16 protein-coding genes are annotated in these 23,306 nt (G+C 72.8%); 8 read left to right on the top strand and 8 right to left on the bottom strand.

All coding sequences use genetic code 11. The features are described 5' to 3' along the window. Window positions 1-61: 61 nt before the first annotated feature. Window positions 62-1,840 (bottom strand): protein-arginine deiminase family protein, encoded by a 1,779-nt coding sequence (locus tag FHS38_RS07470; RefSeq protein WP_184732046.1) that lies wholly within the window; start codon window positions 1,838-1,840, stop codon window positions 62-64. A gap of 216 nt (window positions 1,841-2,056) precedes the next feature. Between FHS38_RS07470 and FHS38_RS07465 the strand changes: the two genes are divergently transcribed. From FHS38_RS07465 to FHS38_RS07450, 4 genes are all read left to right on the top strand, one after another. After that, the gene (locus tag FHS38_RS07465; protein ID WP_184732044.1) at window positions 2,057-3,280 is read left to right on the top strand and encodes an aromatic acid exporter family protein; all 1,224 of its coding nucleotides are present in this window, start codon (window positions 2,057-2,059) and stop codon (window positions 3,278-3,280) included. 118 nt (window positions 3,281-3,398) lie between these two features. Beyond that, window positions 3,399-4,322, top strand: a complete 924-nt coding sequence (locus FHS38_RS07460; RefSeq protein ID WP_184732043.1) for a metal ABC transporter solute-binding protein, Zn/Mn family — start codon at window positions 3,399-3,401, stop codon at window positions 4,320-4,322. After that, window positions 4,322-5,251: a metal ABC transporter ATP-binding protein gene (locus FHS38_RS07455; protein ID WP_184732041.1), complete on the top strand. Its 930-nt coding sequence runs from the start codon at window positions 4,322-4,324 to the stop codon at window positions 5,249-5,251. Before FHS38_RS07460 ends, FHS38_RS07455 begins: the two co-directional genes overlap by 1 nt. Continuing rightward, entirely contained in the window at window positions 5,248-6,138 is an 891-nt protein-coding gene (locus FHS38_RS07450) for a metal ABC transporter permease (protein ID WP_184732039.1), read from the top strand. Before FHS38_RS07455 ends, FHS38_RS07450 begins: the two co-directional genes overlap by 4 nt. 69 nt (window positions 6,139-6,207) lie before the next feature. Here FHS38_RS07450 and FHS38_RS07445 read toward each other — a convergent pair whose 3' ends face one another. From FHS38_RS07445 to FHS38_RS07435, 3 genes are all read right to left on the bottom strand, one after another. Continuing rightward, on the bottom strand, window positions 6,208-7,452 hold the full coding sequence (locus tag FHS38_RS07445) for a serine hydrolase domain-containing protein (RefSeq protein ID WP_184732037.1): 1,245 nt from the start codon (window positions 7,450-7,452) through the stop codon (window positions 6,208-6,210). 193 nt (window positions 7,453-7,645) lie between these two features. Continuing rightward, window positions 7,646-9,394 carry an MFS transporter gene (locus FHS38_RS07440; RefSeq protein WP_373301851.1) on the bottom strand — a complete coding sequence of 583 codons (1,749 nt, stop codon included), beginning with the start codon at window positions 9,392-9,394 and terminating at the stop codon, window positions 7,646-7,648. Between the two features lie 105 nt (window positions 9,395-9,499). Beyond that, the gene (locus tag FHS38_RS07435) at window positions 9,500-11,026 is read right to left on the bottom strand and encodes a hypothetical protein (protein WP_229822758.1); all 1,527 of its coding nucleotides are present in this window, start codon (window positions 11,024-11,026) and stop codon (window positions 9,500-9,502) included. A gap of 177 nt (window positions 11,027-11,203) precedes the next feature. Here FHS38_RS07435 and FHS38_RS07430 point away from each other — a divergent pair, with 177 nt between their 5' ends. Further along, window positions 11,204-11,869 (top strand): hypothetical protein, encoded by a 666-nt coding sequence (locus FHS38_RS07430; protein WP_184732035.1) that lies wholly within the window; start codon window positions 11,204-11,206, stop codon window positions 11,867-11,869. A 68-nt stretch (window positions 11,870-11,937) separates the two neighbouring features. On the opposite strand, the gene FHS38_RS07425 is transcribed toward FHS38_RS07430, so the two are convergent. Further along, window positions 11,938-13,140 (bottom strand): diaminopropionate ammonia-lyase, encoded by a 1,203-nt coding sequence (locus FHS38_RS07425; RefSeq protein ID WP_184732033.1) that lies wholly within the window; start codon window positions 13,138-13,140, stop codon window positions 11,938-11,940. Between the two features lie 101 nt (window positions 13,141-13,241). Here FHS38_RS07425 and FHS38_RS07420 point away from each other — a divergent pair, with 101 nt between their 5' ends. Beyond that, entirely contained in the window at window positions 13,242-14,150 is a 909-nt protein-coding gene (locus FHS38_RS07420) for a LysR substrate-binding domain-containing protein (protein WP_184732031.1), read from the top strand. Window positions 14,151-14,159: 9 nt separating this feature from the next. Here the strand turns inward: FHS38_RS07420 and FHS38_RS07415 are convergent, their stop codons facing one another. Next, entirely contained in the window at window positions 14,160-14,906 is a 747-nt protein-coding gene (locus tag FHS38_RS07415; protein WP_184732243.1) for a putative GNAT family N-acetyltransferase, read from the bottom strand. Between the two features lie 513 nt (window positions 14,907-15,419). Between FHS38_RS07415 and helR the strand changes: the two genes are divergently transcribed. Continuing rightward, window positions 15,420-17,588 (top strand): RNA polymerase recycling motor ATPase HelR, encoded by a 2,169-nt coding sequence (helR, locus tag FHS38_RS07410; RefSeq protein ID WP_184732029.1) that lies wholly within the window; start codon window positions 15,420-15,422, stop codon window positions 17,586-17,588. A gap of 108 nt (window positions 17,589-17,696) precedes the next feature. On the opposite strand, the gene FHS38_RS07405 is transcribed toward helR, so the two are convergent. Then, on the bottom strand, window positions 17,697-18,635 hold the full coding sequence (locus tag FHS38_RS07405) for a serine hydrolase (RefSeq protein WP_184732027.1): 939 nt from the start codon (window positions 18,633-18,635) through the stop codon (window positions 17,697-17,699). 110 nt (window positions 18,636-18,745) lie between these two features. Beyond that, the gene (locus FHS38_RS07400; RefSeq protein WP_184732025.1) at window positions 18,746-21,520 is read right to left on the bottom strand and encodes a helix-turn-helix transcriptional regulator; all 2,775 of its coding nucleotides are present in this window, start codon (window positions 21,518-21,520) and stop codon (window positions 18,746-18,748) included. 352 nt (window positions 21,521-21,872) lie between these two features. Between FHS38_RS07400 and FHS38_RS07395 the strand changes: the two genes are divergently transcribed. Continuing rightward, window positions 21,873-23,069, top strand: a complete 1,197-nt coding sequence (locus tag FHS38_RS07395; protein WP_184732023.1) for a Gfo/Idh/MocA family protein — start codon at window positions 21,873-21,875, stop codon at window positions 23,067-23,069. The last annotated feature ends 237 nt before the right edge of the window (window positions 23,070-23,306 follow it).

Raw genomic sequence — 23,306 nt, 5'->3', positions numbered from 1 at the left:
CCGGAACCGTTCCCCTCAGGTCCCCTCAGGTCCCCTCAGGTCCCCTCAGGTCCCCTCGACGTCACTGGGGAATCTCGCGCAGGGCGTTCGTGGCGCAGTGCACCTCGCCACCGTTCAGATGGGCCCAGGAGATGTTCTCGACCCAGTGCACCCGCACTCCGTTCGCGGTCAGCCGCCGTTCGGCCTCGTCCCGGAAGAGGTCCCGGCCGGCGACGCGCGGCCCGTGCGGCACGGGCGCGGCGAAGTCCCGCGAGGTCAGGGACAGCCCGTTGGCGAGGGCGGGTGTGAAGGCCACGGAGCGGCGCGGCAGGCCGCCGCCGGGGTCGGCGCCGACGTACAGCACCGGCAGCCGCACGAGTTCCTCCGCCTTCAGGCCGGTGGCCCGCAGCAGGACGTCGAGTTGCCCGTCGATGTGCCGCGCGGCCTCCTCGTTGCCGCCGCTCCTCTGCTCGTGGCGCAGGAACTGGTCGACGGTCGGCCTGTCCTGGGCGACGGTGTCGGCGAGCAGCCGCTGCCCTCCCTCCCCCGCGCGCTGTGCCTGCTGCAACAGGCTCATCGCCTTGCGCGGGTCGGAGACGGCGAGGGTCCAGCCGCGCGCGTTGTCGGCCCGTACGACGTGCACGGTCTCGTCCACGTGCCCGACGAGCAGCCATGAGGTGTCGAGTACGACGGGCGGCTGCTGTCCCTGGGCGCGCAGCATCCGGACGAACGAGGGGTCGGGGCGGCGGTGCTCGGAGCTGCCGTAGAGGATCCGGCCCCGTGGATAGCCCGGGTAGGGCGGGAGCGATTCGAGATTGCCGGTGAAGTTCAGCAGTTCGTCGACGTTCTTGTCGCGGTGCGGGGTGTACTGCTGGACGACGCCCACGTCCGGGCCGCGCAGATCGCGGTAGAGCAGCCGACCGGCGCGGCGCAGACTGGCCGAGCGGCCGTCGTCGGACGTCCAGTAGTTGGGGGACCGCAGCAGGACACGCATGGTGTGCGGGCCGTCGGGGGTGGGCTTGGTGACGTATCCGGGTTCGGCGATGTCCTGGCGCCAGATGTCCCGCCACCACTGCGCGGTGCCCCGCTGGAAGCGGAGTTCGCTCGACGGCAGGCCTGCCTTCCGGGCCGCGGCGCGGAGCGAGTCCGCGAACGCCCGCCACTGGCCGGGGCGGCGGGTGGCGGCCGGGATCTCGGCGGGCTGTCCCGTGCCGGGGCCGGGCGCGGCGGCGAAGACGTGCCGGGCACGCTGGAGGTCGTTGTGCAGGAGGACCGGTGCCACGCGCAGGGAAACCTGGGCACGGCGGGTGGCGTCGTGCTCGGTGACGGTGAGGGTCACGGTGATCCGGCCGTCCCACCGCTTCGGGTCGCGCACGATGTCACGCCCCTCGACGGCCAGCCGCGCGCCGCGCCGCAGTTCCTCGGCCCCGATCCGGCCGTCGGTGCCCAGTGATACGTACCGCCCGTCGCGCTCGACGAAGATCCGTGCGTACGGGCGCTGGGCGGCCGGCACCGCGACGCGCCCGGTCGCCCGTTTCCCCACGCTCATCGGCCGTACGCGCAAAGGGGTGAGGTCCTTGGCGTCCTCGGGGCCGTTGACGCGGTCGTCGGCGGCGTCGTTGCAGGCGGCGAGGCGCTCGTCCACGGCCACGTCCAGCCGGTCCAGGTCGCCGGGCCGCAGGGCGCAGCGCCGGGCGTCGTCGTCGAGGTTGGGCAGCAGCACGGTGCCCTGCGGCGCCCGCAGCTCGGGGGCGGCGGGTGTGCTCGCCCGCGCGGCGGTGGGGGACAGCGACGTGGCCACCACGGCCGCGCAGGCGAGGGTGCGGACGCGGGTCCGCCGTGTGCTCGGTGGTTTGTCCATGACTTCACTGTGTCGGCGGGGGCGGCCGTGCGCCTCGTCCACCGGGCGGAGCGCCGGGTGGACCCTTCGGTGCAGTCACGGGGGCGGACGCCTCCGCTCCAGGTGTGAGAACCCGTGTGTGAGAACCCGTGTCCGGACCGCGCCGAACGCGGAGCCACCCGGGTGGCGCGGCGTCAGACGGTGTCTGTGGTGCGGCTGAGAGGGAACAGGCACAGAGTGCCCGAGCTCCCCGATCCCCTGACGAGCCTCGTCCGGCGCGGCAGAGAACCCGCGGTCGCCCAGACCCTGCGTTCCACCACTGCCGCGGTGATCGCCTACGTGGTGGCACTGTGGCTGAGCAGCGAGCCCGTGCCGCTGACGGCGCCCCTGACCGCCCTGCTCGTCGTCCAGGTCACCCTCTACTCCACCCTGACCACCAGCATCCGCAGAGTGAACTCCGTGGTGGTGGGGGTGTTCATCGCCATCGGCTTCTCCACCATGGTGGGCCTCACCTGGTGGAGCCTGGGGCTGATCATCCTCGCCTCCCTGGTCATCGGGCGCTTTGTGCGGGCGGGGGAATTCGTTCCCGAGGTGGCGATCAGCGCGATGCTCGTCCTCGGGGTCACCCGGGTGGCGGAGAGCGCGTGGGACCGGGTGCTGGAGACGCTGATCGGCGCGATCGTGGGTCTGTTGTTCAACGTCTTCTTCGCCCCTCCGGTGTGGGTGCAGCCGGCCAGCGAGGCCATCGAGCACCTGTCGCGCCGGATGGGCCGTCTGCTGCGGCGCATCGGCGAGGAGGTCGACGGCCGTACGACGGTCGAGGAGGCCGCGGCCAGGCTCTACGAGGCCCGTCGGCTGGACCACGACATCGTCGAGGTGGACGCCGAGCTCAGGCAGGCCGAGGACAGTCTGCGGCTCAACCCCCGGGTCAAGGAGGGGCAGCTCTTCCGGGTGGTGCTGCGGACCGGCCTCGACGCCCTGGAGATCGCCGCCGTCGTCCTGCGGGTGACGTGCCGGACCCTGACCGACCTCGCCAAGGAGCGGACGGACGAGCCCTTGTTCGAGGAGGAGGTGGCGAGTGCGCTGCAGGAGGTGTTCACCCACCTCGCCCTCGCCGTCGAGAGCTTCGCCGTGCTGATCACCACGCAGGTGAGCACCAATGCCGAGGACGCGGAGGACAGGCTGGTCAGCGAGCTCGCGGCGGGCCGCGCCAGCCGCGACCGGGCCGCCGACCTCCTTCTGGTGCGTGTCCTGGAACACCCCCGTCAGTGGCAGCTGCACGGCGCGATCCTGACCGAGATCGACCGGATCCTGGACGAGCTGGACGTGGAGGAGCGGTCCCGGCGGCTGGTGGAGGAGCTCGACCGCCGTTCCCGCGAGCAGCAGGACAGGTATCCGTTGCTCGCCGGGATCCGACGCCGGGTGCGCACCAGCCGGTACGGCTGGCGGAGCAGCGCGTGACCACCCGCTGCCGGTCTGCCGCGCCGCGCCGCTCCGGTGGAAGAGCACGGCCCCCGGAGCGACAATGACGTGACAACCGTTTCCTCTTCGCTTCGATCGTCCGACCGGGAGGCCGCGCATGAAGGCGCCCTCGGCCCGTGGCCCGGCTCTCCTCGTGGCCGCGTGCACGGCGCTGGTCGGCTGCGAGAGCGGTTCGTCCGGCGACGGATCGTCCGCTCCCCGCCGGTCGGGCACCGTCCCCGTGGTCGCCTCGACGAATGTGTACGGGGACATCGTGCGGCAGATCGGCGACGACCGGGTCGAGGTCGTCCCGATCATCGACGACCCGGCACAGGACCCGCACTCCTACGAGGCCGGTACCCAGAACCAGCTGGCGCTCTCCCGTGCGCGGGTCGTGGTCGAGAACGGCGGCGGTTACGACGACTTCGTCGGCAGGATGCTGCGCGGCACGAAGAACTCCTCGGCGGAGGTCGTGAACGCCGTACGGGTCTCGGGAAAGACACCGGCGGCGGGCCAGGAGCTCAACGAGCACCTCTGGTACGACTTCCCCGCCATGGGAAAGCTGGCCGACCGGATCGCGGGGGCACTGGCCAAGGCAGCCCCCGCCGACGCGTCGGCCTTCCGTCGCAACGCCGAGGAGTTCCAGGGGAAGCTGACGTCCCTCCAGGCCGAGGAGGCGCGGATCAAGGCGGATCACGGGGGTGCCGCGGTCGCGGTCACCGAGGCGGTGCCGCTGTACCTGACGGAGGCGGGCGGTCTGCGGAACATGACGCCCGCGGACTTCGCCGAAGCCGTCGAGGAAGGCACCGAGGTCTCCCCCGGCAGCCTGCGGGAGACCCTCGACCTGCTCACCGGAAAGCGGGTGAGGGCGCTGGTGTACAACGAGCAGACCGCCGGTCCGCAGACGGAGAAGGTGAAGCGGGCCGCCGAGGACAACGGGATCCCGGTGGTCGCCGTGACCGAGACGCTCCCGCCGGGCAAGGACTACGTCGGCTGGATGAAGGCCAACGTCGACGCGCTCCGGCGGGCACTGGAGAAGTGATGGACCGCGCGGAGACGACCGCACCGCTCTCTTCCCGGGGAACATCCCCGGCAGAGGGTGCGGGGACGGCCGCGCCGGTGATCAGTCTGCGGGGCGCGGCGCTGTCCTACGGCGACCGGGTGCTGTGGCGCGATCTGGACCTCGATGTGCGGCCCGGGGAGTTCCTGGCGGTGCTGGGCCCGAACGGCTCCGGCAAGACCAGTCTGCTGCGGGTGCTCCTGGGCCGACAGCGGCTCACCGCGGGGACGCTGTCGGTGCTCGGCCACGCCCCCGACCGCGGCAGCAGCGACATCGGTTACGTGCCCCAGCAGAAGTCCCTGCCCGGGTACACCGTCCTGCGGGCACGCGACCTGGTGCGGCTCGGCCTGGACGGCCACCGCTGGGGGCCGGGGCGGGCGGGCGCCGCGGGCCGCCGCCGGGTGGACGAGGCATTGGCGATGGTCGGGGCCACGGCGTACGCGGACGTTCCGGTCGGCAGGCTCTCGGGCGGCGAGCAACAAAGGGTCCGTATCGCGCAGGCGCTCGTCACCGACCCGCGGATCCTGCTCTGCGACGAGCCGTTGCTCTCCCTCGACCCGCACCACCAGCGCTCGGTCACCGAGCTGGTGGACCGGCGGCGCCGTTCCGCGGACACCGCCGTGGTCTTCGTGACGCACGAGATCAACCCGGTGCTGGGGATGGTGGACCGGGTGCTGTACCTGGCGCGGGGCGGGTTCCGGATCGGGCCGCCGGAGAAGGTGATGACCTCGGCGTCCCTGTCGCGGCTGTACGGCACGCAGGTCGACGTCGTCCGGGTCCGGGGCCGCGTCGTCGTGGTCGGGGCACCTGACGAAGGCGCCGACGGCACCGCGCACAGCCACTCCGACGGGCAGCCCGACGGACCCGCGGCGGAGCACCGGGGCGGCCCGCACGGCGACGGGCCGCCGTGAGCGGGCACGGTGACCCGGCCGTCGGCGGGGCGAGCGGCGGGGTCCCGCGGCAGGTCTTCGACTTCGACGACTACGGCGAGTTGCTCGGGCTGGTCCACGACACGCTGCTCGCCGGGGCCGTCATCGGCCTGGTCGGCGGTCTGGTCGGGGTGTTCGTGATCATGCGCGATCTGCCGTTCGCCGTGCACGGGATCAGCGAGCTGTCCTTCGCCGGGGCTTCGGTGGCGCTGTTCCTGGAACTGAACATCGTGGCCGGGGCGATCGCCGGTTCCCTGCTGGCGGCGGGCGCGATCGGGGTGCTGGGCGTCCGCGCCCGCGACCGCAACTCGGTCATCGGCATCATCATGCCGTTCGGCCTCGGGCTGGGTGTGCTCTTCCTGTCCCTCTACAAGGGCCGGGCGGCGAACAAGTTCGGCATCCTGACCGGCCAGATCGTCGCCGTCGACACCCCTCGGATGTCCTGGCTCCTCGGCACCTCGGCCGTGACGCTCGTCGCTCTCGCGATCATGTGGAAGCCGCTGACGTTCGCGAGCGTCGACCCGGAGGTCGCGGCGGCCCGGGGCGTCCCCGCACGGGCCCTGTCCCTCGCCTTCATGCTGGTCCTCGGGCTCGCCGTCGCTTTGTGCGTCCAGATCATCGGGGCGCTGCTGGTTCTGGCACTGCTCGTCACACCGGCGGCCGCCGCCGCGCGGGTCACGGCCTCCCCCGTGCTGTTGCCCGTGCTGAGCGTCGTCTTCGCGCTGGTGTCGATGGAGGGAGGGATCCTGCTCGCCCTCGGCAGCACGGTCCCCATCAGCCCGTACGTCACGACGCTCTCCTTCGTGATCTATCTCGGCTGCCGCCTCGTGGGCACGCGGCAGGGCGCCCGGGCGGCGGAGCCGGCCTGAGGCGCCGCGGCCGCCCCCCCGGCCGAGGCCGGTGCGCAGGCCGGTCCGTCGGCCCGCGGGGAGGTCGCCCTATCCGTCCGAGCCGAACGCGGCGGCCGCCAGCCGGCCCGAGATCCTGGGTGCCGCACCGTCACCGAAGGAGTCGGTGCCCACGGCGTAGACGGCACGGCGGCTCAGGTCGGGAGAGGCGAAGACACCGCTCGCGTATCCGTAGTCGTGCCCGGTCTTGCCCCACAGGAGCGTGCCGTCGGGCAGCGGGAAGGACATCAGGGCGACGCTGAAGCAGGCGGATCCCTTGTCGCGTCCGATGTTGCAGTTGGAACCGTTGGCGTACGGCAGGAGCTTGCCGTCCGCGTCGCGGGGAAGGGCGCGCAGCTCGGCGCTCTGGGCGGGGCGCAGCAGTCGGCCCGTGAAGAGGGCGGTCATGAAGCGGTCGAGGTCGGCGGTCGTGGAGATCATCTGAGAGGGGTTGCCGCCCTGCTCGTTGACGTCGACGAGTTCGCCCTTGCTGGTGGGCAGGTAGCCGGGCAGATAGGGGCGGGGTACCGCTGTGTTGCCCGCCGGAACAGAGGTGTGCCGCATCCGCAGCGGCGTCAGGACGCGGTCGGTGATCTCGTGCTTCAAGGAGTGGCCGGTGAGCTGTTCGATGAGCTTTCCGGCGACGCGGTAGCCGAAGGAGTTGTACTCCTGCCGGGTGCCGGGCGCGAAGTGCGGGCCGGGCCAGGCCCTTCCCTCGGGGCGCAGGGTGCCCTGGATGACCCGGTCGAAGGTGTAGTAGTCGAAGCGGGTGGCGATCTGCTCGTCGCCGGTCCGTGCCGGTGCGCCCTCGAAGTCGCTCGGCAGGCCGCTGGTGTGATTGAGCAGTTGGCGGACGGTGATCGGCTGGAAGGTCTCCGGCAGCAGCCCCGGGAGGTAGTGCTGGACCGTCCCGTCGAGGTCCACCCGGCCCTCGGCCGAGAGCTGCAGCAACACCACCGCTTCGAAGGTCTTGGAGATGCTGCCGATTCTGAAGTGGGCCGTGTCGGATATCCGCTTGCCGGTGTGGACGTCCCCCGACGCGCCGCTCCACTCGTGCCCGGACTTGTGGACCCATGCCACGGCGCCGGCCGCCTGGTCGCCGGGCCGGATGGTGATCGCCTCCCGCAGGGCCTTGGCGTCCAAGGGGGCTCGCACCGCGTGCGCGGAAGCCGGCGTGTCCGCCGGTGACGCGGCGTGGGCGGGCCCGGTGACGACGCCGCCCACGGTGGCGGCGACCGCGAGGGCGGACAGGGCGAGGGCGGACAGCCGTGTCCTACGGGGCGTGGAACTGCTCATGCTGCTCTCCAGGGAGGCTCGATCGGGGGTGAGCGGCGTCCATGACGCCGACTCACCTGACCGAGTCTCCCCAAGCATGATCGTTCCGGCATCGGGGGAAGGCCCTGACCCGACCCCGAGAGACCCCTGACGGATCCCCGGGCGGCGAAATCCACCCGGGGTGTGCCCGTGCAGCAGGCGTACGCGTCTCGCCCTAACGTGTCGGACCGTTTTTGCGCCGGGCGTTGAGGAAGGCGAACAGCGCGGTCACGGCGGCGGTGACGGCGCCCGCGGCGACGTACCACCAGCGGCCGGACGATCGGCGGGGTGCCTTCGTGACGGTCCCTCCGCCTGCGGGTGCGGTGGCGGGACCATCGGTCGCGTCGGCGGCGGCGAACGCGCCGGCCGGTTCCGGGGCCGCCACCGCGGCGGCGCCGGGCTTGCCCTGGAGGTTCTCCAGGTCGGACGGGCGCACCTGGATGGCCAGCAGCGCGATCACCGTGGCGACCACCGTGAACGCCGCCGCGGCGACGAAGGCGGCCGAGACTCCCGAGGTGAGCACCTGGTCGGCCCAGGGCGGTGGGAGCTGGCCGGTCTGCTCGAAACGCACGCGCTCCGCCGGAGTGGCCTGGGCGAGGAACTGCGGCACCTGGTCCTTCGCCTCGTTGCGGCTGGCCGTGCCGAAGACCGTGACGAGGATGGACAGCCCCAGCGAGCCGCCCACCTGCTGGGTGGCGTTGAGCAGGCCCGATGCCGCACCCGTCTCATGGGTCGGCACTCCGGAGACGGCCATCAGCGTCAGCGAGACGAACTCCATGCCCATGCCGAGGCTGAAGACGAGCATGGGTCCGAGGACGCTGCCCAGATACGTGGAGTGGATGTCCGTCAGCGTCAGCCAGGACAGCCCGGCCGCGGCCAGGATCGCGCCGATCACCATGAAGGGCTTCGGACCGTACTTCGGCAGCAGTTGGGAGGCCACTCCCGCACCCACCGCGATGACGGCGCTGACGGGCAGGAAGGCCAGTCCGGCCAGGAGCGGGCTGAAGCCCAGCACGTTCTGCACGAAGAGCGTGAGGAAGAAGAACATGCCGAAGATCGCGGCGGCGAGGCTCAGCATGATCCCGTAGGTGCCCGCGCGGTTGCGGTCGGCGAACATCTTCAGCGGGGTGATCGGTTGCTTCGAGCGCCGTTCGGTCAGGATGAACACCACGAGCAGCACCACCGCCGCGCCGAACGACGCCAGCGTGATCGCATCACGCCAGCCGTCCTGCGCCGCCCGGATGAAGCCGTAGACGAGCAGGGCCATACCGAGGGTGGAGGTCAGCGCCCCCATCAAGTCGAACCGGCCCGGATGGCGCTCGGATTCCTTGATGTGCCGGGGCGTGGCGAGGGCGATGGCGAGCCCGATCGGCACATTGACGTACAGGACCCAGCGCCAGTCCAGCCATTCGACGAGCATCCCGCCCGCCAGCAGGCCGATCGCACCGCCTCCGGCGGAGACCGCCGCGAAGACGCCGAACGCCCGGTTGCGGGCCGGGCCTTCGGTGAACGTGGTGGTGATCAGCGCGAGCGCGGTCGGCGAGGCGATGGCACCGCCCACCCCCTGGAGGGCACGGGCGGCGAGGAGCTGACCGGAGTTCTGCGCCAGACCGCCGAGCAGGGACGCGAGCACGAACAGCAGAACGCCGGAGATGAACACCCGACGGCGGCCGAGGATGTCACCGGCCCGGCCGCCGAGGAGCAACAGACCGCCGAAGGTGAGCGTATAGGCGTTGATCACCCAGGACAGGCTCGTGGTGGAGAAGTGCAGCGAGCTCTGGATGTGCGGCAGCGCGATGTTCACGATGGTGATGTCCAGGACCACCATCAGCTGACAGGAGGCGATGACGAGAAGCGCGATCCCGTTTCCGCCGCCCTGCTTCGAGGCCCCGGCCCGCAACCGGCCCGGGTCGTTCGCCGCCATCGGCTGAGAGGACGTCATGGCGCATCGTGCCTCACGACAGGGTCGGTGGACCTTTCGGCCCACTCAACCGAATGTAAGCCCGGTCCGGACGCGCTACCAGTCGATCTACCGCGCCTGCCCGTCGCGGTAGCCCGGTCCCACGGGCCGGGGCGACAGGCAGGCGCGGTAGCCGGCCAGCCCGGGCAGTCGCGGCAGGGGCTGGACCCGCCAGTCACGGGCGTACGCGGGCACCGCCCGGCCGCCGCCCACCAGCAGCACCACCGGCCGCCGCTCGGCCGCGGCCAGGAGTTCCGGCAGGGTGATGCTGCCGTCGTGGCCCCCGATCTGGCGGGACGCGCATCCCATCCGGAAGGCGACCCGTACCGCCTCGGCACCGGTGACGAGGCACGGCGCGCGTACGCCCTGGCGACGCAACTGCGCCGCGACGCCGTCCACGCCCTCGCGGATGGCGTGGCCGCGGGAGACGGCCCGGTGCAGGACGACGTACTGGACCGCGAAGTGCGCGGACAGGGCGAGGGCGAGCGCCGCGGCGGCGAGTGCGCGCGGTCGCGCGGCGGTCGCCATGCCGAGCAGGCAGAGGGCGACGGGCAGGGACAGCAGCGCATAGGCCGGGAGCAGGAACCTGGGTGCGGCGTAGTCGATGAACTGGTACGGGACGGCGAGGGCCAGGCCGACGAGGGCCGGCAGGAGGAGCACGGCCAGGCGGCGGGTGCGGGCGGCGACCAGCAGCCCGCCCGCGGTGAGCGGCAGGACGGCGAGCCACCAGAACCCGGTCACCGGGTGGCGCCACGGCACGTCGCACGGGCGGCACAGCGTGCGCCCCTCCAGGGCGCGCAGTTGGTCGCCGACGGCGAGATGGGCGGTGATGCCGCCCTGGATCTCCCCGGCGCGGTGCACACGTGCGGCGAGGTCGCCGTAGCGGAGGTACGCCTCGACGATCCATTCCGCGCTGCCGAGGCCGGCGCCGGCGACGAGGGCGAGCAGGACCGCCGGCCGTCGCCAGGGCCGTACGCACAGGGCCGCCGCGGCGAGCGTCACCATGAGTGCCATCGCGTCACCGGGCCGCATGAGGGCGGTGAAGGCGACCCCGGCGGCCAGACCGAAGAGCGCGCGCCGGTCGGCCCGTCCGTCGGATGCGCGTACGGCGCGCAGGAAGCAGCCCGTGGCGAGGAGCGCACCATAGGCGACCCAGAGGTTGGGCATGACCTGCGGCCCGTAGAGGAGGGTGATCCACAGCCCGCTGAACACCACCCCCGCCGACACGAGGACCGGCAGCGGGAGCAGCCGCCGCCAGACCCACAGCGACAACAACAGCCCGCCACCGGAGGCGAGGGCCAGATAGCCGCGGAGGACGGCGGTGGAGGTCGTCAGCGCGGCCACGGGCGCGACGAGGAAGGTGATGCCCCGGGCGCGGGGCGCGCTGAAGAAGGCGGCGGGAGCCTGCGGGCTGACCTGGCTGAGGTACACCGTCTCGTCCCACCCGAGGCCGAGGCCGGGTATGACGAGGACCAGCTGGGCGAGGGTGTGGACGGCGGCGAGACCCGCGAGCCATGGCAGGGGTTTCGCGCCGGGTGCGTGGTGCTCCGGCGCTGCCGTGGCCCGCGGGCCGGGTGTGAGGCGCGCTGACCGCATGGGCGCCACGCTCCGGCAGTGGTGGCGACGGCGCGCGGCGGGAGGGGCAGTCGGCGGAACCCCGCTACCCGAACGGCCCGTTCGACCGCTGAGGTGCCACCCCGACACCCTCGACCCGAACAACCGCTCGTCGAAAAATTGTCAGTCGCTGTGGGTACGGGTTGGTACGGTCGCGCCATGTCGGAAACGCATGGTCACTCACGAGAGCCCGTCACCGCGGACGATGTCCGCCTGGCCGTCCGGTTGGCGGTGACCGCGTTGAGCGGCGCGCCCGGCGCCGACTGGAAGGCCAAGGCCGGCTCCCTGGACTGGGACTGCTGGGAGACGGTCGAGCACCTCAGCGACGATCTGTTCGCCTATGCCGCCCAGTTGGGGCCCGAGGCACCGCCGTTGGACGGCGAGGTGCCGTTCCTGTGGACCCGGCAGCGGCCGGGCGCCCCGGCCAATGTGATCGTCGCCGATCCCGCCGCCGGCCCCGCCGGGCTGCTGCGGGTGCTGGAGGCCACCGGCGCCCTGCTGGTGGCCATGGTGCGGACGACGCCCCCCGAGGTCCGCGCGTACCACTCCTACGGCATCGCGGACCCGGAGGGCTTCGCCGCCATGGGCGTCGTGGAGACCTTGCTGCACACGCACGACATCGCCGAGGGCCTGGGCGTCACCTGGAACCCGCCGGCCGATCTGTGCGGCCGGGTGCTGGCCCGGCTGTTCCCCGACGCTCCGGTGGACACCGATCGCTGGCGCACCCTGCTGTGGGCGACCGGCCGGGCCGAGCTGCCCGGTCTGCCGCGCGTCACCCCTCCCTGGCAGTGGCACGGCGCTCCCCTGCCCGCCGAAGGGGCGTAGGCGCCGGGGCGGGCCCCTATGGCGGCACCGCCCCGGCAGGTCCTGCCGGACGGCCGGGCTCTTCGCCGTCAGTGCTGGTTGGCGTCCTTGCCCTCGGTGCTCAGCAGGACGACCGTGCTGTCGCGGTCGGCGGCCAGGGCCGCCCGGCGCGCGCCCGCGCCGTCGCCGGTGAGGGCGGCGCGCAGCCCGGCCAGGGAGGCCGCCCCGCAGGGGCCGGCCGGGACGCCCAGGTCACCGAGGTCCCGGACGGCGCGGGCGGTGGCGGCGTCGTCGACGGCGATCGCCGCGTCCACACCGCGGAGCAGATACGGCCAGGCGAGGGACGACGGCGTCCCGCAGTTGAGCCCCGCCATGATCGTGGTGCCGGTCGGCACCGTGCGGAGGGCTCCCGCGGTGAGACTTTCCAGCAGTCCGGCGGCGGTGTCGGGTTCGACCGTCAGCAGGGCCGGTGCCCGGCCGCCGGCCGCGGGCCCGGACCGGTGGTGGACGACGGCGGCCTGGGCGAGCGAGCCCACCCCGACGGGGACGGCGAGCACGCCGAGCGGCCCGGCGGAGGCCGCGCGCAGTTGCTCGTCCACTTCGGCGAACAAGGTGGAGTACCCCTCGACCACCCAGCCGGGGATCCGTTCGTAGCCCGGCCACGCGGTGTCCTGGACGACGATGTCCGCCGGGCCCGCCGCGCTCTCGCGGGCCCGCAGCACGGCGGCGTCGTAGCCGCCGGACACCCGGACCACCTCGGCGCCCTCGGCGGCGATGGCGGCCACGGCGGTGGTGTGCACCCCGTCGGGAACGAAGATCCGGGCCGACAGCCCGAGCAGCCGCGCGAGGTGTGCCACGGCTCGGCCGTGGTTCCCGTCGGTCGCGGTCAGCAGCCGTACCGGGGATCCACCCGCGAGGTGTGCCCGCAGCGCGTCGAGCGTGGCGGGAGCCGGTCGGCCGAGGTATTCGCACACCGCCCGGTGGACCGCCCACGAGGCGCCCAGCACCTTGAAGGCGGGCAGCCCCAGACGGGCCGACTCGTCCTTGACGAAGAGGCGTCCCACGCCGAGTTCCGCCGCGAGCGCGGGGACTTCGGTCAAGGGGGTCGGGGCGTACCCCGGAAGGGAGGCGTGGAAGCCGTGGACGGCGGGGCCCGCGTGACCTGCGGGCCGGCACGTCCAGGAGCGGGCGGCGGGGCGCGCGTACCACGCGGCGTCGGGGTGGGGTCCGGGGCGGGTGCCCCGGCGGCCGGCCGGGTGGAGGGCAGGGCGGGGAGAGGTGTCGCTGTGCATGAACGCTACGGTGCCCTGACCGCCGTCCATCGGTCGAGCGAAGCTTTCCGATCGATAATCATCGGAAAAACCGAACGTCAGCGAGAGGGTCCCGATCAGCCATGTTCGACCTCCACCGGCTCCGGCTGCTGCGTGAGCTCAAGCACCGGGGCACCCTCGCCGCCGTCGCCACGGCGCTCTCCTACAGCCCCTCGTCGGTCTCCCAGCAGCTGTCGGTCCTGGAGAAGGAGGTCGGCGTGCCGCTCCTGGAGCCCGTCGGCCGGCGGGTACGGCTCACCGAGCAGGCCGAGATCCTGGTCGCCCACACCGAGGCCGTGCTGGAACGGCTCGACCAGGCCCAGGCCGAGGTGGCCGGCTCGCTGACCGGCATCACCGGCATCACCGGCACACTGCGCCTGGCGGCGTTCCAGACCGCGGCGCTGACCCTGATCCCGCCGGCGCTGACCCTGCTGCGCGCCGCGCACCCCGCCCTGCGGGTGCACGTCACCGAGGCCGAGCCGGAGTCGGCGCTGCCGGCGCTGCGCGCACGGGACTTCGATCTGGTGGTCGCGGAGGAGTACCCGGGCCACCCGCACCCGCGCCACCCCGAACTCGAGGAGGTCGACCTGGTCCAGGACACCCTGCGCCTGGCTCTCCCCGTCGGGGCCGGGGAGGGTGCCCCGGGCGACCGGCCCTGGGTCATGGAGCCGGAGGGCACACCGGCCCGCCGGTGGGCGACGGCCCTGTGCCGCGACGCCGGTTGGGAGCCCGACGTGCGGTACGAATCCACGGACATGCTGCTGCATCTGCGGCTCGTCGAGCAGGGGCACGCGGCCGCCCTCCTCCCCGACCTGCTGTGGTGCGGGCGGAAGCCGACCGTGCCCCTGCTGGAGCTCCCCGGCGGCCACCGGTCGCGCAGGCTGTTCACGGTGGTGCGCGGCGGCAGCAGCCGGCATCCGGCTGTGCGGGCCTGCCGCGAGGCCCTCGCGCGGGCGGCCGAGGACCTCGATCGGGTGGCGGGCGGGCGCTGACGGCCGGGGTCAGACCAGGCTGTGCCGTACCCAGACGTTGGGTTCGACGCTGACGGCGTAGTCGTGGTCGGGTTCGCAGTGCACGGGCGTGAGGGCGCCGGGGACGTCGACGGGACCCTGGGTGTCGAAGGGCAGCCCGGTCCAGGTGCGCCACTGGGCGAGGGTGCCGGGGACGGTCATCGAGGTGGGGGCGATGGAGTCGATGACACCACCGGCGCGGACATGGGTGCGCAGCCACGGGTCGACGGGCAGCCCGTCGGGGCGGGTGAGCGCCACGTACTCGGCCATCGGCAGCCGCGGATGACTGCTCTTGCCGGTGGGCCGTACGGGGGCGACGAGTTCGGCGAAGCCCGCGGCGCCGGCGTTGTCGCGGAGCGCGGCGAGCATGGTCGCCGACAGGCCTCGGCCGTGGTGGTCGGGCCGGATCGTGATGTCGACGGCGCTGACGGTGTCGGGACGTACGGATTTGCGGTGGTCGGAGAACGCCCACAGCAGTGTCTGGTCCCACCCGGCGGCCGGCAGGCCGTGGCGGCCGGCCACGTTCAGAGCGAAGGGAACGCTGAAGGCACGGGCGACCACCTCGCCGTCGTCGCCGGTGGCGATGAGGACGAAGTCGGGGAAGACGGCGGGGATGCGCGCGAAGTGGGCCCAGCCGATGGGGTCGTTCTGCACGTACTCGGGCCAGGTGTCGGGCATCGCCCAGAGCGGCTCCAGGAGTTCGGGGCGTTGCGCGGCCGTCGTGATCTTCAGGGTCATGGTCGGTGTCATTCCCGTGTTCCTCGGCGGCGGCCTGACGGCCCGTCGGCCTGCCACCGCGCCATGACGCCGAAGCCAACCACGGGGGGCTCATGGTGATCAACATCTTTTTCCGGGTGCGTGTGCCCGGGATTCCCGGCCCGCGGCGCGGCGTTTCTGCCGGCCGTGCCCGAGTGGGTGTCGCGCGCGGTGCCGCCGACGGCGGGGGGCGAGGGAGATGGTCACTGACGAGTGACGAAGGCAAGGAGGATTACCCACTCCTTGCCACTTTTAACTTATAGCGCACTGGGGGGCTTGCGGCAAGGCCCCGGTCGTGGGGCAGAATCCCGGGCCTAGGCCAGAAATCGCAGAAATGGGAGATTCACCAAGTGCGTGTGTTGTTGTCGGTTTACAGGTCGTGCGGTGACGTCGAGTCGGTGGGACGCGCACGGCGGGTGCGGGCACTCGGCACCGGGATACGGGTGTGCGCGCCGTCGGCCGTCGCGGCAGCGACCTCGGATCGGAGCTGACGACATGAACTCTCTGACCACCAGCGCGTTCGACCTTCCCGACCGCCTCTCCCCCAAGGCCGACCCGGCACTGATCGACGGCGACGAGCAGCATTTCGCGGCCATCTCGGAGAGCCTCGAGCAGGCCATCGCCGAACTGTCCGACCGCCTCGAGGCCACGCGCAAGGCGCCCGGCGGCATCGGCCGGGAGGCGATGGACCGGGACGCGGAGATCCACCGCCTGACCGGTCGCCTGCGCACCTTGCGTCGCTTCGGTCTGGACCTGTGCCTGGGACACTTCGTCGGTACGGACCGTCCCGAGCCCGTGTACATCGGACGCCTCGGCCTCACCGACAGCACGGGGCGCCGGCTGCTGCTCGACTGGCGCTCCCCCGCGGCCGAGCCGTTCTTCGCGGCGACGCACGCCAACCCGATGGGGCTGGAGAGCCGCCGCAGGTACCGCTGGACCCGCGGCCGGATCAGCGACTACTGGGACGAGGTGTTCACCGCCGACGGGCTCGAGGGGCACGCCGCGCTCGACGACCAGTCCGCCTTCATCGCCAGCCTGGGCAGCAACCGGTCGGCCCGGATGCGCGACGTGCTCTCCACCATCCAGTCCGACCAGGACGCCGTCATCCGGGCGGGATCCCGCGGCACCCTGGTCGTCGACGGTGGTCCGGGTACGGGCAAGACCGTCGTCGCCCTGCACCGCGCCGCCCACCTCCTCTACTCCGACCCTCGTCTCGGTCACCGTCGGGGCGGTGTGCTGTTCGTCGGCCCGAGCCGGCCCTACCTGACCTACGTCGCCGACGTCCTGCCCAGCCTCGGCGAGGAGGGCGTGCAGACCTGCGTCCTGCGGGACCTCGTCGCCGAGGGGGCCGGGGCAGCGGTCGAGGCCGACCCGGACGTGGCCCGTCTGAAGTCGTCCGCGGACATGGTGAAGGCGATCGAGCCGGCCGTCGGCATCTACGAGGAGCCGCCCACCAAGGGAATGACGGTCTCGACCCACTGGTCCGAAGTCTGGCTGAGCGCCGACGACTGGGCCGCGGCGTTCGCAGCCGTGGAACCCGGCACCCCGCACAACGAGGCACGCGACCAGATCCGCGAGGAACTGCTCACGATCCTCATGGACAAGCACACGGACGAGTACGAGGACGACGAGGTCTCGCCCCAACTGCTCCGCAGGTCGCTGCTCCAGAACAGGGAGCTGATCGGGACCCTCAACCGCGCGTGGCCGATCCTGGAGGCGACCGACCTCGTCGGAGACCTGTGGACGGTGCCCGCCTACCTGCGCAAGTGCGCTCCCTGGCTCAGCCCCGATGACGTCCGTAAACTGCGGCGCGAGGAAGCCCAGGCCTGGACGGTGTCCGACCTGCCGCTCCTGGACGCGGCACGGCAGCGGCTCGGCGACCCGGAGGCGTCGGTGCGCAGGCGTCGGCACGAAGCCACCGTCGCCGCCGAACGTGCGCGCAGGGCCGAGGCCATGGACAGCCTGCTGCAGAACGTCGTGATCGACGAGAGCGAAGGCGCGTTGGGGATGCTGCACGGACGGGACATGCAGGACACCCTGATCGACGACAGCGCACTGCCCGGCGCCGAACCGGACCTGCTCGCCGGCCCGTTCGCCCACATCATCGTGGACGAGGCCCAGGAGCTGACCGACGCCGAGTGGCAGATGCTGCTGCTGCGCTGCCCGTCCCGGAGCTTCACCATCGTCGGTGACCGCGCCCAGGCCCGGCACGGGTTCACGGAGTCGTGGCGGGAACGGCTGGAGCGGGTCGGGCTCGACCGGATCGAGGTGGCCTCCCTGAGCGTCAACTACCGGACGCCGGAAGAGGTCATGACGGAGGCCGCGCCGGTCATCCGGGCCGCGCTCCCGGACGCCAATGTGCCGACCTCGATCCGCAGCAGCGGCATCCCCGTCGTCCACGGATCGGTCACGGAGCTGGACTCGATCCTCGACAGCTGGCTCGCGGCACATCACGAGGGGATCGCCTGCGTCATCGGCGATCCGACGTTCCGGGCGACGTCCCGCGTGCAGTCGCTGACGCCGGAGTTGTCGAAGGGGCTCGAGTTCGACCTGGTCGTCCTCGTCGACCCGGAGGAGTTCGGCAAGGGCGTCGAAGGAGCGGTCGACCGCTATGTCGCGATGACCCGGGCGACCCAGCGACTCGTCGTCCTCACGAGCGCCTGACGGACCTGTCGGAACGGCTGCTGCCGGTTGCCGGGGAGAGCGGCTCCCCGGCAGGCGGCAGGCGGCAGGCGGCAACTGATCGATGGGATCCGGTGGCGGGTGCAGGCCCTAGCCGCGCGGCAGCGGCGGCATGATCTCCTGCGGGCTGCCGGTCGGGGCGTAGGTGCCGGACGCCTTGAGCGTGGCCGGGTTGAGGTTCTTGTGGATCGCCTTGGCGACGGCCTGGATCGTGGCGACGCCGTCGTCCATGGTGCGGTTGTCGTGCGTGAGCACCGTCATGGTGTAGTTGCGACCGCCGCCGGTGAAGGCCCCGAGGCTGTGGACGCGCCAGCCGTGCGTCGCGCGGGACAGCCAGCCGTTCTTCACCTGGATCTTCACCGTACTCGGCGCTCCGGCCGAGGTGCCCCAGCGCTGGGACGGTATGACCATCCCCATCAGCTTGAGGATGTACGCGCGCGCGGCCTCGCTCAGCACCGACTTCTGGCCGGGGCGCGGCACCAGATGGCCCATCAGCTTCTGCTCGTCACCCGCGGTGATCTGGGTGAGTCCCCAGTAGCCGCCATCGCCGGGCACGGTCCGGCTCATGCCCGCGGCCTTGAGGAACGCCTTGACCTTGCTCGCCCCGAGCTGCTTCCACAGCGCGCTCGTGGCGTCGTTGTCGGACTTGGTGATCATCGCCGTGGCGAGGCCGGACTCGCGCTCGGTCAGCCGTCGTTCCGTCTTCTTCGCGTCCCACAGCAGGGCGGCGAGGACGGTCACCTTCACCGTGCTCGCGGAGTCGAACCGGTCGGCGTCGCGCAGGGTGCAGACGGTGTTCGTCCCCTGGTCGCGCAGGGAGACCGCGGTGGTGGCGGACCGGCCGCTCAGTGCCGCGGTGATGTCCTTGGAGAGCTTGGCGGCGAGCCCGTCCTTGTCCGAGGTGCAGCTCACCCGAGGTGTCGCGGCGGCGGCCGGCGCCGCGCCGACGACCGGCGGCACGAGCACTCCCACGGCCAGGGCGGCGGACAGGGCTCCGCGGGCAGGCGTGGGTATTCGGTGTCGTGACATGAACGTACGCAGTCCCCTCTATCGGTCGGAGCGCACCCCCCTGGTGGGCTCCGACCCACATGATCCCCCCGCCTGGGCGAACATCTGCGCGAGCGGGAACGCGGTGTTGGTCACAGCGCCCCGCCGACGGCCCGCCCGCCGGGTGGCACGCTCCGCCCGTGCAGCTGACTGCGCGAGGTCAGACCGAGCTTGGGGAACACCTTGTACAGGTGGTACCCCACGGTGCGCGGGCTGAGGAACAGTTGCGCCGCGATGTCGCTGTTGCTCATGCCCTGGGCGACGAGGCGGACGATCTGCCGCTCGCGGGGCGTCAGCGCGCTCCACGCCTCGCCCGTGTCGGTGCCGGGTTCCTCCAACAGCTCGCCGGCCGCGCGCAGTTCGTGCCGTGCCGTGTCCGCCCACGGCTCGGCCCCGACCAGGGAGAAGGAGGACACCGCCTGGTGCAGGTGCTCCCGGGCGTCCTTGATGCGGCGCACGCGGCGCAGCCACTCCCCGTACAGCAGATGGGTGCGGCCGGTGTCGAAGGCCGACGCGGCGGGGGCGTCCAGGGCCGCGCCGAACAGGGCGTCCGCCTCGTCGTCCGGCGCGAGGAGGGCACGGCACCGCAGCCACGTCGCCCGGAGTTCCGGCAGCCGCGCGGGGATCGCCTGGCACTCGAACTCCTTGAGCGCCCGGCGTGCCTCCTCCACCTGTCCGGCGCGCAGGGACGCCTCGACGAGGTCCGGCAGGACGAGCCAGCCCATCATGAAGTGCTCGGCGGGGGCGCCGGGGGTGACGACCTCGCGCAGCAGCCGGGCCGCGGTGGGGGCCTTGCGCTCGGCGAGGGCGTTGAGCCCGAGTGCCCAGTGCGAGACGGCGATCGAGGAGGCGATGCGCCGCGGCACGGAGATCGCCAGGGATTCCGCGGCGAGCTCCCGGCAGCGCTCGCTGTCGCCGCGGGCGGCGGCGATCCAGGCAAGCATGGCGCGCAGATGGGAAGCCGCCCCGAGCTGGCCGGTCTCGTCGGCGAGGAACAGCGCCTCCGCCCCGTTCGCCATGGCCACGGTCCACTGGCCGGTGATGAGCTGCAGCGCGACGAGCGGGGCGACGGACATCGGCAGGGCGCCCACCGCGCCGTTCCTGCGCAGGGTGTCGACGGCGCGTTGGTAGGCGTCGAGCGTGGTGGCGGTGTCGCCCATCATGTGCGGCAGGAAGACCGGGGGCCACACCCAGGGTTTGGGGTCCGTGGAGGACAGCCACGCCGGGACCCGGGCGGCGGACGCCTGGGGGGTGTGGCTCCACGGGACGGCGATCGGCGTCTGCTCCGGTGCGAGACTGCGCAGCCAGCGCAGCTGTGCCATGAAGTGGTCGCTCACTCCGCTGGTGGCGCGGTCGCTGCGGTCGAGGAGCGCGGCTATCTCGCCCAGTTGGCGCGGGGTGTTCGCCACCCACGCGGAGCGGGCGGCCATCACCAGCATCTCCCCGGCGAGCAGCGCGTCGCTCTCCAGGACGAGGCGGGCCCCGTCCATCAGCGTGCGGCAGGCGATGGCCGGGTCGCTGCTGGCATGGGTGATGGCTCCGCGCACCTGGGCGGAGCGGGCCCGTAGCTCCGGGGTCGAGGTCAGGGATTCCGCTTCGTCGAGCAGGGCCGTGGCCTGTGAGGGTTCCGCGGCGGTCCAGGCGCACTCGGCGGCGTCGATCAGCCACCGGGCCCGGACCCGGGGCGAGGAGGCGAGAGCGGCGGCGCGGCGCAGCGCGCGGCTGGCGGTGGTCGCCCCGCCGGCCCGGCGGGAGCGGTCGGCGAGCGTGGCCATCAGGCCGGCGACCGTGTCGTCCGTACCGATGGTGGCCGCCGCCAGGTGCCAGACCCGCCGTTCGTCCTCCTCGTCCATGGCGTGGGCCAGCGCGAGGTGCGCGGCGCGGCGTTCGGTGAGGGAGGCCGCCTGGTAGGTGGCGGAGCGGATCAGCGGGTGGGTGAAGAGCACCCGCTGCTCGCCGAGGTCGATCAGCCCGGCCGCGGCCGCGGCGGACAGCCCGGCGATCGCGGCGTCCGGGTCGCCTCCGGCGCGGAGGATCGCGGCGAGATCCCCGTCGTTCTCGACCGCCGCGAGCAGGAGCACATCGCTGTACCGGGCCGGGAGTTCCGCCCGGCGGCTGTGGTAGATCTGCTGCAGCCGGTCGTTGAGCGGGAGGCACTCGGGGAGCGCGGCGCTGCCGCTGAGCTGGTCGGGGTCCAGGGCGGCGGGCAGTTCGCGCAGGGCGAGGGGGTTGCCGCCCGCCTCGCTCAGCAACCGCAGCCGCACCGAGCGGACCGCCTCCGGTGCCGAGCGCTCCAGCAGCTGTTCGGCCACTTCGCCGGGCAGCGGCCCGAGGTGCAGGTCGGGGACGCCGGGCGCGTCGAAGCGCCCGGCGCCGGTGCGTATGGCGAAGACCATGGCCAGGCCCTCCGCCTCGAGCCGCCGGGCCACGAAGACGAGGGCCTCGGCGGACGCCGGGTCCAGCCAGTGCGCGTCGTCGACGAGCACCAGAGCCGGGGCCTCCTCGCAGGCGTCCGACAGCAGCGTCAGCACGGCCAGGGCCACCAGGAACCGGTCGGCCGAGGTGGTCTCCAGGCCGAACACCGCGCGCAGCGCCCCGGCCTGCGGCGCCGGGAGCCGGTCCAGACCGGGCAGCAGCGGCCGCAGCACCTGGTGCAGCCCGGCGAAGGGCAGCTCGACCTCGCTCTCGACGCCGACCGCGCGCAGCACCCGTACATCCGGCTGCGCGGCGTCCACCAGGTCGTCGAGGAGCGTGCTCTTGCCGATGCCCGCCGGTCCGCGCACGACCAGGGCACGGCTGAGCCCCTCGCGCGCGTCGTCGAGCAGGGCAGCCAGCTCGTTCCGTTCCCGCTCCCGCCCCAGGACCATGAGATCGGGGCTCCCTTCGTCAGTTCACCAGTCGTGCGACTGATGCCCGAGCGTCCGCGCTCGTGCACAATGCCCGCGTCACTGGTCATGACGATCATCGAGGGGTCCGCGTTCCCTGTCCGGCGCAGGTCGTGTGTCAGATGCGGCCCGTCGGCGCGCCCGCCGATACTGCGAGCACGGCTCCTGCCGGGTTACCGCCGGTCCGACATCGCTTGTCGGGCCGGAGTTCCGGAGAACCCCCCATCACACCCCCCGTCCGGACCCGGCGGGAGCCGTCCGGCCCGTCTTCGTCCGCACCCCGGCGGGGCGCGGGACCACGGCGCACCACAGGACCCACGACAGGGGAGGCCGCGTGAGCGAGCTGCGCTTCGGCATCATCGGATGCGGCGTCATAGGACGTCTGCAGGCCCGGGTCCTGACCTCCTATCCACCGCTGGCCGGGCGCGCGCGACTGGTGGCGATGGCCTCCTCGTCCCGCGACAGTGAGAGCGCCCGGCAGGCCGCGGCCGAGACCGGCTGCGAGTCGACCGACGTGGCGTCGCTGCTGGCGCGCGACGACATCGACGCGGTGTCGGTGTGCACCCCCAGCGGGCTGCACGCCGAGCTGGGCAGGGCGGCCCTCGCCGCGGGCAAGCACGTGATGGTGGAGAAGCCCATCGACGTGTCGGTGCGGGCCGCGGACCAGCTGATCGAGGCCGCCCGGCAGGCGGACCGGGTGCTCGCCGTCATGAGCCAGCGCCGCTTCGACCTCGCCTCGCGCGTCGTGCGGGACGCCCTCGAAGCCGGTGAGCTCGGCACCCCGACCTCGGCCTCGGTGGAGGTCCCGCTGTGGCACGGCCGGTCCTATTACGCGTCGGACGGTTGGCGGGGCACTCTGGCACTGGACGGTGGCGGGGCCCTGATCAACCAGGGGGTGCACTCGCTCGACCTCGTCCAGTGGCTGCTCGGCCCGGTCGTGGAGGTCAAGGCGCACACCGCGCTGCTCGGCCACACCGGCATCGGCGTCGAGGACGTCGTCACCGCCAGCCTGCGCCACGCGAGCGGCGCGCTGACCTCCCTGCTCACCACCACGGCCGCCTTCCCCGGCCGTACGACGCGGCTGGCGGTGCACGGCGACCGGGGCTCGGCCGTCATCGACAACGACGAACTCGTCTACTTCCACGCCGCCGACGCGGAGACGGACACCCTCGCGGAGGGGGCGTACCAGGCGGGCAACCAGGCCGACCTCCGCCACCCGGCCACGGCCGCGCAGGAGCGTGACAGCTGCGGTCTGCTGCGCGGCCCGCACGGGGAGCAGCTGCTGGACTTCTGCGACGCGGTCGCCGACGGCCGGCCCCCGGCCGTCGACGGCCCGGCCGGTCGCGAGGCGCTGCGCACCGCGCTCGCCGTGTACGAGGCGGCGCGTACGGGCGCGACCGTGCGCGTCGCCCACGCGGCCGGCGAGAACGTGCGGCTGATGCGTACCGTTCCGTCCCCCGTCCCGTCCCCTGTGTCGTCCCCGGTCGGGCGGTGGCGCGGGGAACTCTTCGCCGCGCCGGGACGTCGGTGAGAGATGTCTGTGCCGCAAGGCATCGGGCGGCGCCGCTCCTGACGCGGGTGATCCTGACGCGGTCATGGGTAGGGATGGGCTGGGCATCGGGTGGGGATGGGGTGCCATCTGATGGCGTCCCCATGCTTTTGACGGCATGATCCGGGTATACGGAGTGTTTTCGAAGATTCAGTGGCGATCGCCACGTGGAATTTTCGGAACCTCGGCGCGGGCTTGATCATCCACATGGACGGAACA

It is taken from the genome of Streptomyces netropsis, assembly GCF_014203545.1.
Lineage (GTDB): Bacteria > Actinomycetota > Actinomycetes > Streptomycetales > Streptomycetaceae > Streptomyces > Streptomyces netropsis.
The sequence above is the reverse complement of the archived record's forward strand: the minus strand, read 5'-3'. Positions and strand labels throughout refer to the sequence as shown.

Bases quoted from the DNA above. Each gene is read 5' to 3' on its own strand.
- FHS38_RS07425 (WP_184732033.1), bottom strand. From the start codon at position 13,140: ATGCACAGCGACACCTCTCCCCGCCCTGCCCTCCACCCGGCCGGCCGC.
- FHS38_RS07400 (WP_184732025.1), bottom strand. From the start codon at position 21,520: ATGGTCCTGGGGCGGGAGCGGGAACGGAACGAGCTGGCTGCCCTGCTC.
- FHS38_RS07435 (WP_229822758.1), bottom strand. From the start codon at position 11,026: ATGCGGTCAGCGCGCCTCACACCCGGCCCGCGGGCCACGGCAGCGCCG.
- FHS38_RS07440 (WP_373301851.1), bottom strand. From the start codon at position 9,394: ATGGCGGCGAACGACCCGGGCCGGTTGCGGGCCGGGGCCTCGAAGCAG.
- FHS38_RS07415 (WP_184732243.1), bottom strand. From the start codon at position 14,906: ATGACCCTGAAGATCACGACGGCCGCGCAACGCCCCGAACTCCTGGAG.
- FHS38_RS07445 (WP_184732037.1), bottom strand. From the start codon at position 7,452: ATGAGCAGTTCCACGCCCCGTAGGACACGGCTGTCCGCCCTCGCCCTG.
- FHS38_RS07470 (WP_184732046.1), bottom strand. From the start codon at position 1,840: ATGGACAAACCACCGAGCACACGGCGGACCCGCGTCCGCACCCTCGCC.
- FHS38_RS07460 (WP_184732043.1), top strand. From the start codon at position 3,399: ATGAAGGCGCCCTCGGCCCGTGGCCCGGCTCTCCTCGTGGCCGCGTGC.
- FHS38_RS07420 (WP_184732031.1), top strand. From the start codon at position 13,242: ATGTTCGACCTCCACCGGCTCCGGCTGCTGCGTGAGCTCAAGCACCGG.
- FHS38_RS07405 (WP_184732027.1), bottom strand. From the start codon at position 18,635: ATGTCACGACACCGAATACCCACGCCTGCCCGCGGAGCCCTGTCCGCC.
- FHS38_RS07430 (WP_184732035.1), top strand. From the start codon at position 11,204: ATGTCGGAAACGCATGGTCACTCACGAGAGCCCGTCACCGCGGACGAT.
- FHS38_RS07455 (WP_184732041.1), top strand. From the start codon at position 4,322: ATGGACCGCGCGGAGACGACCGCACCGCTCTCTTCCCGGGGAACATCC.
- helR (WP_184732029.1), top strand. From the start codon at position 15,420: ATGAACTCTCTGACCACCAGCGCGTTCGACCTTCCCGACCGCCTCTCC.